Annotated in this window: 10 protein-coding genes and 1 tRNA gene; 1 reads left to right on the top strand and 10 read right to left on the bottom strand. The window is 65.8% G+C overall.

The annotated features are described in order from the left end of the window. Positions 1 to 156: 156 nt before the first annotated feature. From HZA32_04055 to HZA32_04100, 10 genes are all read right to left on the bottom strand, one after another. Positions 157 to 339, bottom strand: a complete 183-nt coding sequence (locus HZA32_04055) for a hypothetical protein (protein MBI5423234.1) — start codon at positions 337 to 339, stop codon at positions 157 to 159. Positions 340 to 345: 6 nt separating this feature from the next. Then, on the bottom strand, positions 346 to 1,815 hold the full coding sequence (locus HZA32_04060; protein MBI5423235.1) for a hypothetical protein: 1,470 nt from the start codon (positions 1,813 to 1,815) through the stop codon (positions 346 to 348). 92 nt (positions 1,816 to 1,907) lie between these two features. Continuing rightward, a complete protein-coding gene (locus HZA32_04065) occupies positions 1,908 to 3,137 on the bottom strand; it encodes a restriction endonuclease subunit S (protein MBI5423236.1) in 1,230 nt (409 codons plus the stop codon). Further along, entirely contained in the window at positions 3,130 to 5,598 is a 2,469-nt protein-coding gene (locus tag HZA32_04070) for an N-6 DNA methylase (GenBank protein MBI5423237.1), read from the bottom strand. The genes HZA32_04065 and HZA32_04070 overlap by 8 nt, the downstream gene beginning before the upstream one ends. Before the next feature lie 109 nt (positions 5,599 to 5,707). After that, entirely contained in the window at positions 5,708 to 6,232 is a 525-nt protein-coding gene (locus tag HZA32_04075) for a hypothetical protein (GenBank protein MBI5423238.1), read from the bottom strand. Between the two features lie 225 nt (positions 6,233 to 6,457). Then, positions 6,458 to 7,003, bottom strand: coding sequence for a hypothetical protein (locus HZA32_04080; GenBank protein ID MBI5423239.1), 546 nt, complete (start codon positions 7,001 to 7,003; stop codon positions 6,458 to 6,460). A gap of 397 nt (positions 7,004 to 7,400) precedes the next feature. Further along, complete coding sequence (hypE, locus tag HZA32_04085) at positions 7,401 to 8,474, bottom strand: hydrogenase expression/formation protein HypE (GenBank protein ID MBI5423240.1); 1,074 nt, start codon at positions 8,472 to 8,474, stop codon at positions 7,401 to 7,403. A gap of 302 nt (positions 8,475 to 8,776) precedes the next feature. Next, complete coding sequence (locus HZA32_04090) at positions 8,777 to 9,715, bottom strand: ThuA domain-containing protein (GenBank protein ID MBI5423241.1); 939 nt, start codon at positions 9,713 to 9,715, stop codon at positions 8,777 to 8,779. Positions 9,716 to 9,730: 15 nt separating this feature from the next. Beyond that, complete coding sequence (locus HZA32_04095) at positions 9,731 to 10,978, bottom strand: PLP-dependent aminotransferase family protein (protein ID MBI5423242.1); 1,248 nt, start codon at positions 10,976 to 10,978, stop codon at positions 9,731 to 9,733. Positions 10,979 to 11,223: 245 nt separating this feature from the next. Continuing rightward, a complete protein-coding gene (locus tag HZA32_04100; protein MBI5423243.1) occupies positions 11,224 to 12,888 on the bottom strand; it encodes a DNA repair protein RecN in 1,665 nt (554 codons plus the stop codon). 125 nt (positions 12,889 to 13,013) lie between these two features. Here HZA32_04100 and HZA32_04105 point away from each other — a divergent pair. Then, a tRNA-Val gene (locus tag HZA32_04105) sits at positions 13,014 to 13,090 on the top strand. The last annotated feature ends 11 nt before the right edge of the window (positions 13,091 to 13,101 follow it).

Here is a 13,101-nt window from a genome sequence, read left to right on the forward strand (position 1 = left end):
GCGGAGGTCGGAATGTGGCGGACGCGGAAACGGAAGACGACCGCCGTCATCCGCGGTCAGGCAGCCCCATTGAGCAACAGCGGGCCCGGCGCGGCAAGACTGGCGCAGCCCGCGGGCAGAAAACGAAAACCCCGGTCGAGACCGGGGTTTCGCGAATTACTTCAACAGGCGCTGACGAGCCTCTTGCTCGCTTTTGCGTCTGGCTTCGAGCAAGCGATCGAGCTCCGGAATCGCTTCTTCCATGAAGGACTCGCGGAACTCGTTGTAGGCTTCCTCGGTGGGGAAAAGCGGCTTGGCCAGGGTCGCTTGGTTGGGAACGAGCTCAATGGCGGGAGGCATAAAACGTCAGAGTGAATGAAGGTTTGAGCGGAAAAGGGAATACGAAATTGCGCCGACTAGGGGGAACTCCTTGATGGCTTGGGGCTGGTTAAAGGGCGATCCGAGATCGACCATGAGCTTCTCCGGATAGTGCAGTGCGATCCACCCGTCGGGTTCATGCGCGTTGCGTGTCGCATCCCACAAGACCTCGCCCAGCACGCGCTTGCTTTTCGCATATTCATCGAAATCAGCCAGTTCGCAGACCCATATAAAGTGCGGCATGGGCAGGTTGCGGTAGGCTTGGGCCACCATCGGGTGTCCCATGCCCCGCTCTTCCAATCGCCTCTTGAAGGACCGTGAGTTGGCTAAAAAGAGCCGCAACATCAGCCTTTTTCCGGCCAGTAGCGGCGAATGCGTCCTGATGCCGGTTTTGGCGTGCCGGAGCAGGATCTCGATCACCCGACCTGCCTGATCGGCGGTCAGGAACACTTTCTCGGGCAGGGGCACGATGAATTCGTCAATCTGTTTCCAGCGATACTTCGAATCGTGCGGTGCGGTGGGCCCTGGCTCGCGCAGCATCTGATAAGGGAAGTCGTTGTCGTCGCTCACAACGAGCGACTGATTGAAGAAGGAAGAATACTCGAACTTGTCCTTCTTCCCACGCGCCCGCCTCGCATAGTCCGAAGCGTGCCCGTTGCACACCACGACGTGTCCCGGCACCGTGACCAGCAGCGGCAACCCCGACTCGATGTAGGTGTAGAGCAGGTGGTAGAACTGGGCCGGATATTGTTTCCGGCTGTAAATCACCGGCGAGAATCGCTGCAACCGCAACGCCTCCGCCAACTGCCACGAGTAAAGCCCGGCCGAGGGATACACTCGATTGCCCGCCGCATGCTGGTTCGCGAGATTCGTGATCTGGAACGGCAGGATTTCCGAATACCACGAGTAGCGGTTGCTGTAGTAGCGCAGCAGCATCCACAGCGCCGACTGGGCGCACACGGTCGCATCCGAGCCCTGACTGATGAAGGGAAATCCCTCGACGCGCAGCCGCGTGCCCATGATCTGCACCTGCTCCTCGCAGATGCTCAGGTGCGCCGACTTTTCGAGCCGCACCTGATGCGAGAGCAGCGTGCGCCCGAGGCAATTCGGTTTCGTGGGCCGGATGACCGCATACCCGAGATAGTGCTCCTGCACCGCCGGCAAGGCCGCGACGATCTCCGCCTCGCTCATCGGCGCCGCAAAGAAATGCAGCCGCACGCACCGCGCCGACGGCGTGTTGAAACGCTTCGAGTGGAAGTGCGAGAACGTGTCGCGGTAGTCCTTGTCGATGTAGTAGCGCTCGATCACCACGCTGCGACACACCGGCTCCAACAACGGCCGCAACCGTTTGAGACCCCGGCGATCCAGTTCCGGGCTGACGAGTTGCCGGAGGGACTCCCAACCGTCGATCGCATCAAATGTGAGGAAGACAAAAACGCCCGTGGCGTTGGAAATCATGGGGGAGTGCGCGTAGAAGCTTGGCCCATTGGCGGTGGAACAAGACAGCTCGGCGGCCCTCTGGCAACTCAGGTTTTCCCTCTCCCGGTCCCCTAGCCCGGCGGCGTCAGCAGCGCCTGCATCAGGCCCTGCTTCTGCTCCCGCAGCTTCGCGAGGCGGGCGGTTTCGGCGGCGAGGGTGGATTCGAGCGGCGCCAAGATTGATGCGATCGATAATTGCTCGGCCGGAGTCGGGTAGGGAATTTGAAGGTCTCTGATGTCGCCCACCTTGACGTGTCCGACTGTCGAACCACCGGAGATCACATCGAGACGCTTTTGGATTCCGACGGACTGAAGCACATGCAGAAGAAAATAAGCATCGAGGTGATCAGGATTGGGTCGGTAGAGCATCATGCGCTGCCCTAAGCAGGCTGCGTCAATTTCCGGCGGTATCATGCACACTTCGCCAACTGGTGCCTCTCGTGTTATTACGATATCGCCGACCTGTGGTTTTCCTCGTGCGGTCCAAATCTGATACGAGAGAGCGTCTGTGTAGACAAGATTTGTGCGGACAAAGCGTCCATGTCTAACATTCGGGGTTCGGATTACCGGGTGGCCTTCTTCAGTGATCGGCGGAGTTCGATTCTTACAGTCGATAATCGATGAGCAAACTTGGTGGCAGCACTTTACCGTCCACTCCCGCGGCAGCCAGCCGAGTGGGGTTTCGTGGTAGAGGGCGGGGGCTTCGGCGCGGGGTGGGCGGAGCTGGCCGGTGGGCGTCAGGCCACGCGTGAACAGGTCGTGCATCAGTCCCGCCTTCACCTGCTGCTGCTTCGCGATCAACGCCTCCGTCGCCTCGATCGCCTCATCCACCGTCCCCAAAATCTCCGCGATCCGGCGCTGGTGAGACAAATTGGGAATTTGAACTTTTGCTCCCGCCAAACGCTGCCCGGTAATGCTCGGAAACGTAGAGCCACTGCCCCGCGCTTCTTCCAGTATTTCAGCAGCGAGTTCACGCAGGACAAATTCGAGAAAGGGCGTGGTTGCGAGGCCGCTTCGTCCCCTGATCGCCGCGATTCCTCGTCCGATGCAAAAGGTGTCGTTTGAAATGTTGATTCGTCCGGTCGTGCTGCCGCGCACGCATATCAAGACGTCGTCTGGGTTGCATGTTTTCGTAGGAGCGGTTGTCCACTGAACCGCAGTCGGAAACCGCTTACCAAACTCAACAGGCCCGTTGATCAACGGCAGACCAACCCCGTCTTCGTTATAAGTAGTGCCGGGAGGTGATTGCCCCATCACTATCTCGGAAACGCGCCCTAGCGTTGTTTCTGTCCACTCACTCATACCCTAGCTCCTGCAAAAAGCCGTGCAGCTTGACCGTGGCGGCGGCGCGTTGCGCTTCGAGCGTCGTGGCGGTGACGGCGTATTTGGCGTGGAGGTTTTCCAGCGCGGCGAGGCAGGCGCGCTGGTCGGCGCGCAGATACTCCTCGTAAATCCGGCGCAGCTCGCGGTGGAAGCGCGCGAGGATCACGCGGCGGGCCTCGGTGCGGTCGATCTTCTGGCGCGCGGCGGCGACGAGCTCCTCCTGCTTCTTCTCGGTGGCGCGCAGCTCGGCTTGCAGCGTGCGCTCCTCGTCTTCGAGCGCGCGGTGGCGGGCGAGTTTTTGCTCGATCGCCTCGGCGGCGGCGGTGTGCGCGGCGACGGCGGCGGGCGGGCCTTCCTTTTTCGCGAGGCGGGCGGCGGCGCGGCACTCCTTGAGCTCGGCCTTGAGGCGCTTCACCTCGTCGCCGGGGAGGATGCCGGTGTCGTCGGCGTCCTCGTAGTCTTCCTCGTCGGCGGCGGCGAAGAGGGCGGCGAGCTCGGCGAGGCGCGTGCGCTTGCGCTCGAGTTCGGCGAGGAGCTCCGGGAACTGGCTCTGGAGGATGTCGGCGTCGGGGATGAGCTCGGGGCCCCAGCCGCTGAAGGCGATGGATTTGAAGTCGGGTTTGAAGAACTCGAAGTAGCGGGCGAGCGCGCCGCGGATCTGGTGCTCGGTGAGGAGCGAGGTCGGGCCGAAGGCGCCGGCGATGGAGGCGAGGAGGAGGCGGCGGAGTTCGTAGGCGTTGCCCTTTTTCGCGCCGACGGGCGCGAGGGCTTCGACGTGCGGGAGGTGTTTCTGCCACCACGCCTCGAGTTTGGCGAGGAAGGCGGCGTGGGCGGCGGCGAGGCTGGCGGCGGCGGAGACGAGCGCGGCGAGCGCGCGGCGGTCGGTGACGGCGGGGGCGAAGTCGGCGTAGGCGGCGGCGCCGGGGCGCGGCACGAAGAGGCGCGCGCGGAGGCCGGGGTAGTTTCGCCAGAAGCGGGCGAGCGACTCGATCTCGGCGAGGGGCACGCCGCCGTGGAGGTGGGCGCGGACATCGTGCGGCTCGGGCGGCGGGGCGTTGTCGACGTAGCGGCGGATGTTGCAGTTGTAGTCCTCGGCGGCGATCTCGGCGACGGGCACGAGGCGCGCGTAGCCGGGGACGGTGCGGCCCTCGCGGTAGACGTGGACGATCTTGGCGAGGTCCTCGGGGCGCAGGAAATTCTGGGCCTTGCCCTCGCGGTATTCGCGGTCGGCGTTGAGGAAGAGGACGTGGCGGCGCGCGGCGGCGTCCTTTCTGTTCATCACGAGGATGCAGGCGGGGATGCTGGTGCCGTAGAAGAGGCCGGCGGGCAGACCGATGACGGCCTCGAGCCAGCCCTGCTCGATGAAATAGCGGCGGGCCTCGCGCTCCTCGCCGCCGCGGAAGAGGACGCCGTGTGGCATGATCGTGGCGAGTTTTCCGTCGGCGCGCAGCACGGCGAGCATGTGCTGGACGAACATGAGGTCGGCCTTCTTGCCCTTCTCGGGCATCCAGACGTGGAAGCGGCCCGGGGCGTCGATGTCCTTTTTGACGTAGTTCTGGCTGAACGGCGGGTTGGCGAGGACGCGGTGGAAGCGCTTCAGGTCGCCGTCCTCCTTGTGCTGCGGGCGGCGCAGGGTGTCCTCCTGGCGGATGTCGGCGTGCGGGATGCCGTGAAGGAGCATGTTCATCTTGCAGATCGACCACGTGGTGCCGATCGACTCCTGGCCGGCGAGGGCGAGGTCGCGCGGATCGCCGCCGCACTCGCGCACGTGGTCGCGCGTCTGGATGAGCATGCCGCCGGAGCCGCAGGTGGGATCGTAGACGCTCATGCCCGGCTGCGGGTCGACGATCTCGACGCAGATGCGGACGACATCGGCGGGCGTGTAGAACTCGCCGGCCTTCTTGCCGGCGGAGTCGGCGAAGAACTTGATGAGGTATTCGTAGGCGGCGCCGAGGAGGTCGGGGAACTCGAAGTTCTCGTCGCGGAGGGGGATTTTTTCAAAGTTCTGGACGAAGTTGGCGAGGACGTCGTCGTCGAGGGTGCGCTGGCCGATCTTGCGGTTGAAATTGATGTGTTTGAGGACGTCCTGGAGGGCCTCGTGATTGGCGTCCTCGATGGCTTCGAGAGCCTTGTTGAGGCCGGTGCCGACGTTGGTCTTGAGGTGGCGGATCGCGGACCAGTGGGCCTCGGGCGGGACGAAGAAGTCGTAGTTGTCGCGGTTGGCGAGCTGGGCGGCGACGAGAGCGGGCTTGAGGCCGCGGGCGGTGAGGTCGCGCTCGAGTGCCTCGCGCTGCTGGTCGAACTGATCGCTCAGGCGCTTCAGGAACAGCATGCCGAAGATGTATTCCTTGTATTCCGAGGCATCCATGTTGCCGCGAAGATCGTCGCAGGCGCGCAAGAGGAGGCTGGAGAGCTGGGCGAGGGTCAGCTTGGCGGACATCGGGAGGAGGAAACGGCACTCGACCGGCCAGCGGCAAGGGCGAAGGCGCCGGCGCAGTGCCGCCGCTCCGCGCTCCGACCGAGCGGCGCGCGCGGTCGGGAGAAAATCGTCAGCGCTCGCTCCGCAGCACGATCAGGCCGAAGGCGATTTCGACGAAGCCGCCGCCGGCGGCGGCGATGGCGGGAGGCAGGCGCAGCATCGCCGCGCCGAAGCCGAGCGCGAGCAGCACCGCACCGCACGCCCAATAGAGTTTCAAGCCGTAGAGCGTCTGGAACGTCAGGTAGCGTCCGCCGATCAGCATCAGCATCGCCGGGAAAAACAGCGCGAGGCTCTGCAACCCGAGCACGAACGCGATCGCGATGCCCGCGATGAACCACACCGTGCCCTCCAGCGCTTGCGTGCCGAGCGGATTGCCCGCCGTGTGCGCGCCGGTGCGGCCGAGCAGTTTCGCCACGGCCATCGCGAGCGGATGAATCATCATGCCGCCAATCAACAGCGTCCACATCGCGTGGCGCGGCGAGACGAGCGTCGCGACGGTGCTGGCGATCAGCCACACCGCGCCGGAAACCAGCAGACCGGGCGCGCCGTTGCAGTAGCCGCGGCGCATGTCGAGTTGAGCGTCGGAGAAATTCATGGATGGAAAGCGTGGTGAGGAGACTGCGCCATCGATCATCGTTCAACAGAGTGACGTGCCGATGCGGAGCGCATGTCCGATATCGCCTGCGGCTCGGTAGACCTCAAGGCGGCCGGGCTTTCGTCGCGCGGCAAGAATTACAGAACGCGTTGAGGTCAACGCGTTCCACCCATGTGCGTCAATCTCGCGAGTCTCCATGGGGGCCGCCCGAAGGTCGGATGCCGTTCAGGGATTGGGCGAGTCTTCGAATGCGCTCGGCGGGCTCGGCGGCTGCGAAGGTCGCGGAGGAACGATCCGCGGCGGCGTGATGGAAGGCGGACGAATCACCGGCGGTGTCGGCACCGGCACGCGAATGTTCGGCGGATGGATGATGGGCGGGTGGATGATGGGTGGGTGGATCACCGGCGGGCGGATGTCGGGCGGCCGGACCACCGGCGGTTGCGGCTCAGGCGGAACGGGCGCAGCCGCGACCGGCGGAACGCTGGACGCAGCGGCGGCGGGAGGCGGCCGGCTGGACGTCGCCGCGCGGACGGCCGCGTCGGCCGCATCGGTTGGCGAGGAGACGGGAGTGGCGGAAGCGGTGGCCTGGCTGGCGGCCGCGACCGCTTGGTTGGCCGCGAGCAGGGCGGCGTTGGCCTGCTCCATGGCTTGGGACACGGATTGACTCGCTTGGGCGATGGCGGCGTTGAGCGCCGCGTCGGCCGCGGTCGGCACAGCGGGAACGGGTGACGGAGCTGGAGGGGTCGGAGGCGTGGGGCGCGGCGTGGACATGGCGCGCGAGCAAGTCAGGATTCTTTTCCGACGCAACCGCCATGTGCGACGTGGCGCGAAGGCGTGACGGAACCGGTTTCCTGGGTGGAGCGCGTTGACCTCAACGCGCTTCTTCGCGAGCGAGAATCGAACAGCGCGTTGGGGTCAACGCGCTCCACCTCGGGAATCACCATGTTCACTCGAAGGGGCTCTGCGCTTGCGTTCCGACTACGCGCCAACGACGACCGTGGAGTCCCGATCTCCACACGACCCGCTCCATCCGCCGCACGGCGCAGCATCATCGTCCCGCGCCTCGGGGCACCCGACACGTCCACGGGACGCCCCAGCATCCTTCTCGTGCTTCTTGTGGCCAAACTGCGCTGGCCTTCAAACCAAGCCGGCGGAAAGCCGGCGCTACTCAACAGATCCGCGGCAACTGCTCGCCGCTCAGGCGGTCGACGATGCGCTCGGCGCCGATGACGCTGCGTTGCGTGACCTGGCCGGCCGGGCCGGGCTTCACTTTGCCGATGATCGTCGCGGCGCCGGCATTGTCGCTCGCGGTGCGGTTGATGATCTCGACGGCCTGCACGGCCTGCGCTTCGGGCAAGATGCAGACGAAGCGGCCCTCGTTGGCCACGTAGAGCGGGTCGAGGCCGAGGATCTCGCACGCGCCCTGCACCATCTCGCTCACGGGCACCTTCGCCGCGTCGATCGCGAGCGCGAGTTTCGCCTGCTCGGCGATTTCCACCAGCGAAGTCGCGAGGCCGCCGCGCGTGAGGTCGCGCAGGCAGTGGATTTCCAAACCCGCCGCGAGCAACGCCTGCACCGGCGCGACGAGCGGCGCGCAATCGCTCGTGATCTCGCTCTCGAAACTGAGGTTGGCGCGCGTGGCCATGATCGCCATGCCGTGCCGGCCGATGTCGCCGCTGAGCACGATGGCGTCGCCGGGGCGCACGCTCGTGGGCGCGACGGTGAGCGGCGTCTCGATCACGCCCACACCCGCGGTCGTCACGTAGAGGCCGTCGCCTTTGCCGCGCTCGACGACCTTCGTGTCGCCGGTGACGATGGCGACGTTCGCGCGTTCCGCCGCTTCCTTCATCGAGGCCACGACTTTCTTCAACGTCTCGACGGGAAATCCCTCCTCGAGGATGAAGCCCGCGCTGAGCCACAGCGGCAGCGCGCCGCACATGCAGAGGTCGTTCACGGTGCCGTTGACGGCGATCTTGCCGATGTCGCCGCCGGGGAAAAACAACGGGCTGACCACGTGCGAGTCGGTCGTGAACGCCATCCGTCCGCCGCCGGGGAATTTCAACAGCGCGCCGTCGTGCTGCGCCTCGAGCGCGGGATTCGCGAACGCCGGCCGGAACACCGAATCGATGAGGTCCTGCGTGAGCCTGCCGCCGCCGCCGTGGCCGACCGTGATCTCGGTCTTATGCGACAACGGCACGGGACAGGTCGTGAAACCGGAGGACGTGGGACCGGCGGAACTCATGGCGCGCAGAGTAGAAAAGAGGCGGCCGAAACCCGAGTTTCTTTCGTGCGCAGGCCGTGGCGGGCAATGCGCATCTTTTGAGCGCCGGCGAACGAAGCGAGCGGGCCAACCGAGGTGGAACGCGTTGACCCCAACGCGTTCGGCGCGGATTGAGGTCCATCCGCTCCACCTTCGCGCGTCCGACACGAGAGACAGATCCGACCAATCCGTTTCCATCCGTGCCATCCGTGGTCAATTCACACTTTCGGACGCGGCGTCCGCGATACGCGCACGCCGAAGCGGGCGGGAAGCCTGCGCGACGTTCACTTCGCGTCCGGCGGCAGCGGCGGCAATTCGCCGGAGCCCGGCGCGACGCGGGCGAGGTTCGGCGTCAGTTCCGCCTCGGTGCGTCCGCCCGCCCAATCGAGTCCGGCGGCAATCGTCGTTTGAAAATACTCCGAAGCCCACACGTCCTCGCGGTGTCCGAGCGACGTGTAGAACACCCTGCCCTGCCCGTGCCGCTTCGCCCACGTGCACGGATAGGGCGCGCGCTGGTATTCGAGTCCCTCCATGCCGGCCGTCTCCTGCACCTGCACGACGTGCAGGTCGGGCGCGAAATCCTTCAGCGAATACCATTCCTCCGCGAAACGCGTCGCGGTCGGGAGTTTCTCGATCCCAGGAAAATCCGGCGCGACCAAGCGAATGGCCGCCTCCTGCTGCTTGCCGTGCCGGATGAACTCGCCGCCGAGGAAGCGCACCCACGGATGCGACTGCGCGCCGTGCGTCACCCAGCGGCCTGGCTCAAATTGGAATTTCACCTGCGGCTGCTCGCCGGTGTGCAGGCAATCCGCCGCGCTGTGGCAACCGACGAAGCCCTTGCCCGCCGCGACCGCCGCGTAGACCGCTTGCAGCCCTTCCTCCGTCATCGGCGGCTGACCGTCGACGTTCGGCACGCCACTCGTGAAGAAGCCGCATGTGTAGAAAAACAGCACGTCGAACTGCGCCAGGAATTCCGGCGTGATCAGCGTGCCGTCCTTCGCGAACGTGAACTCGTAACCGCGCTTCCGCCCGAGTTCCTCGAGGATTTTCTCCGCCCAGCTCGACTGGCCGTCGACGCGTTTGACGACCGAGTGCTCGAAGTTCGCCGACTTCGAGAAGAACAACACCCGCAAAGGTCGCGCGGGGTTTTCCGCGCCAGAGACGAGTCCTGTCATGAGGAGCAGCACGACGCCGAGACGTGCACAGAGCGGGCCGAGTGACATCAGGGAAGCCCCGCGTCAGGCGGAGCGACACAGCCCGGCCAGCCGCCGCACGCCTTCGCGCAGACGCTCGGGCGTGGAGTTCGAGAAGTTCAGCCGGAGGTGGTTCTTGCCGCCGTCGCCGGGGAAGAAGTCGCGGCCGGGCACGAATGCGACCTTCTGCTCGATGGCGCGCTCGAGGAGCTTCAACGCGTCGAGTTCAGCCGGTCCCGTCACCCAAAGGAACATGCCGCCCTCGGGTTTCGTCCACGAGTAGCCGGAGGGCAATTGCTCGCGCAGTGCCGCGTCGAGGATGCCGAAGCGCTCGCCGTAGGCCGCGCGGATGCGCGCGAGGTGCTCGGGCTGCTTGCCGCTGGTGAGATAGCCGAACGCCACGCGCTGGTCGAAGCTCGACGTGTGCAGGTCGGACGCCTGCTTGAGGATCAGCATGCGGTTGAAAATCTCGCTCGGCGCCACGACCCAGCCGAGGCGGAAGCCCGGCGCGATCGTCTTCGAGAACGTGCTGACGTAGATCACGCGGTCGGCCGTGTCCCAGTGTTTGATCGGGGCGACGTCCACGCCGCTGTAGCGCAGCTTGCCGTAGGGATCGTCCTCGACGATCCACAGGCCCTCGCGCGCGGCGATCTCGGCGAGCTTCTTGCGCCGTTCGGCAATGAGCGTGAGGCCGGTCGGATTCTGGAAACTCGGAATCGTGTAGAGGAACTTCGGGCGGTGCTGCTTGATCAGCTCCGGCACCGCTTCGGGAATCAAACCGAACTCGTCCGTGGGCACGCCGACGAATTTCGCCTCGAAGGTCTGAAACGCCTGGATCGCCGCGAGGTAGGTCGGATTCTCCGTCAGCACGACGTCGCCCGGATCGAGGAAGAGCTTGCCGGCGAGATCGAGCACCTGCTGCGAGCCGTTGGTGACGAGGACGTCCTCGCGCTTCGCCGAGATGCCGCGTGCCGCCATCTCGGTCGCGATCCACTCGCGCAGCGGCATGTAGCCCTCGCTCGGGCCGTATTGCAGGGCCTGGCTGCCTTCCTTCACGAGCACCGCATCGGCGGCGGCGCGGACTTCGGCGACCGGGAAAAGCTCCGGCGCCGGCAGACCGCCGGCGAACGAAATCACGTCGGGCTGCGCCGTGACTTTCAGGATTTCGCGGATCGTGGAGGGCCGCATCGTCGCGAGACGACGCGCGAAGGCATGGATGGACGCTGACACGGCGTCATAAGAAGTGGCCCGTTGCGCAAAAGCGAGCCGGGAGGCGTCCGGATTTTCTGTCATGCCCCGGGCTAAGCGGGGGAGAAAAACAGCTACTGGCGCCGCGCCCAAAGCGCCCATGCCTCAGGCCTGTGGCGGCGAGCGCGGAGCGAGCCGATCTCCGATCGGCCAAACGCCCCGGGGTCACCTGCGCTACCCGCGACAGCGCGACTCCGTGGCTCGCACCGAGCGGTAGGGCGGGACTGCTGGGCCCGCCGCGTGCGCGCATCACGTTCCCGGCGCGCCCAGCGGTCGCGCCCTACCCCAGGCTACCGCTTCCCCAGCAGCTCCTCGGCGTGAGCCTGCGCGCTCTTCGCGTTGCGGTCGCCGAGCATGCGCGCGAGTTCGCCGATGCGCTGCTTGCGATTCGCGTGGATCGGCTCGATGGCCACCGACGCCCGGTCGCCGCTCTGGTCCTTCGTAACCACGAGATGATTCGCCGCCTGCGCCGCGACCTGCGGCAGGTGCGTGACGCACAGCACCTGATGCTTCTCGGCGATGTCGGCCATCTTCTCGCCCACGATGCGGCCGATCTCGCCGCCGACGTTGGCATCGACCTCGTCAAACACCAGCAACGGCACGTCGTCGATCGCCGCGAGCACCGTCTTCAATGCCAGCATCACGCGCGCGAGCTCGCCGCTCGACGCGATGCGGCTGAGCGGCAGCGGCGCCTCGCCGACGTTGGGGGAAAACAAAAACTCCACGCCCGTGTCGCCGTGCGCCGTGAGCTCCGGCAACGCCGCGAACCGCACCCGGAAATCCGCCTTTTTGAAACCGAGTTGGACGATCACCTTCGCCGCCGCGCGCTCGAGCTGGCTGCCGGCCTTCTCTCGCGTGGCGCGCAGCTCCGCGGCCGACTTCTTCGCGGTTTTCAGCGCTTCGCCGATCTGCTTTTCGAGTTTCGCGAGCGAGCCCTCGACGTCGCTCTGCAGTTCGAGCCGGCGGCGCATCTCCTCGCGCGCCGCGATGACCGCTTCGAGCTTCGCGCCGTGTTTGCGCTTCAGGTCGAGCCACGCGTTCATCTTTTCCGCGAGCATCTCCGCCTGCTCCGCGTCGAAATTCAACGACGTTGCCAGCGACGAAAACTCCGCATCGAGATCGCCGAATTCGACCGAAGCCGACTGCAGCCGGTCTGCCAGCGCCTTGCTCGCCGGGTCGAGTGCCTCGAGTTGCCGCGCCTCGCGCAACAGCGCCGCGACGCGACCGAGCACGCCGTCGTCGCCGCTCAAACCCGTGCTCAATCCCGCCGCGAGTTGCGCGATTTCCTGCGCGCTCTGCTGCCGGTTGAAATCGCGCTCCAGCGCCGCGATCGCCTCGTCGGTCAGCTCCAACGCGTCGAATTTCTTCAGCTGCGCGCGCAGGAACTCGATTTGGTCCGGCGACAGCTTTTCCGCCGCGAGCAGGCGGTCGCGCTCGTCGACCAGCCCGCGCCACGCGGCGTAGGCGGCGGCGTATTTCGCGCGCGCGTCGTCGTTCTTCGCAAACAGATCGAGCAGCTCGCGCTGGCAGCCGTCTTTGAGCAAGCGGCGCGGCTCGCCCGGCCCGTGGAAGTCGATCCAGTGCTCGCCCAGCTCCTGCAACGCGCTGAGCGTCGCGAGCGAGCCGTTGACGGAGATCTTCGGCGCCTTCTCGCGCGGCACGCTGCGCTTGAGGATCAGCACGCCGTCGTCGCACGGCGGCAAGTCGAGCGCTTCCAGCGCGGCGTCGAGTTTGCGCGTGTCCGCGAAGAACAGCGCCGCCTCCACCTCGCACGCCGCGGCGCCTTGGCGGATGATCGTCTTGTCGACGCGCGCGCCGGCCAGCAACGACAGCGCGCCGAGCAGGATGCTCTTGCCCGCGCCGGTTTCGCCGGTCACCGCCGTGAAGCCGCTCTCGAACTCCAGCTCGACTTCTTCGAGCAGCGCGAGGTTGCGGATGCGGAGCGATTGCAGCATGCGGCAGGTGTTTAGCGGTCAGCTTCTTGAATGCACGCGAAAAGCCCGCGCCGCACCGTCCGGGGAAACTTTCCAAATAATCCTTGCACGACCCCGCCCGAATCGTTCACTCCTCGCCTTCCGTCGGACTCTTAGCTCAGTTGGTTAGAGCACTTCCTTGACATGGAAGGGGTCACTGGTTCGAGTCCAGTAGAGTCCACCATCTCCGCCGAC

It is taken from the genome of Opitutia bacterium (genome assembly GCA_016217545.1).
Classification (GTDB): domain Bacteria; phylum Verrucomicrobiota; class Verrucomicrobiia; order Opitutales; family Opitutaceae; genus Didemnitutus.

Coding starts and splice junctions, on each gene's coding strand:
- HZA32_04055 (MBI5423234.1), bottom strand. CDS start 339: ATGCCTCCCGCCATTGAGCTCGTTCCCAACCAAGCGACCCTGGCCAAG.
- HZA32_04070 (MBI5423237.1), bottom strand. CDS start 5,598: ATGTCCGCCAAGCTGACCCTCGCCCAGCTCTCCAGCCTCCTCTTGCGC.
- HZA32_04080 (MBI5423239.1), bottom strand. CDS start 7,003: ATGTCCACGCCGCGCCCCACGCCTCCGACCCCTCCAGCTCCGTCACCC.
- hypE (MBI5423240.1), bottom strand. CDS start 8,474: ATGAGTTCCGCCGGTCCCACGTCCTCCGGTTTCACGACCTGTCCCGTG.
- HZA32_04065 (MBI5423236.1), bottom strand. CDS start 3,137: ATGAGTGAGTGGACAGAAACAACGCTAGGGCGCGTTTCCGAGATAGTG.
- HZA32_04100 (MBI5423243.1), bottom strand. CDS start 12,888: ATGCTGCAATCGCTCCGCATCCGCAACCTCGCGCTGCTCGAAGAAGTC.
- HZA32_04075 (MBI5423238.1), bottom strand. CDS start 6,232: ATGAATTTCTCCGACGCTCAACTCGACATGCGCCGCGGCTACTGCAAC.
- HZA32_04090 (MBI5423241.1), bottom strand. CDS start 9,715: ATGTCACTCGGCCCGCTCTGTGCACGTCTCGGCGTCGTGCTGCTCCTC.
- HZA32_04095 (MBI5423242.1), bottom strand. CDS start 10,978: ATGACAGAAAATCCGGACGCCTCCCGGCTCGCTTTTGCGCAACGGGCC.
- HZA32_04060 (MBI5423235.1), bottom strand. CDS start 1,815: ATGATTTCCAACGCCACGGGCGTTTTTGTCTTCCTCACATTTGATGCG.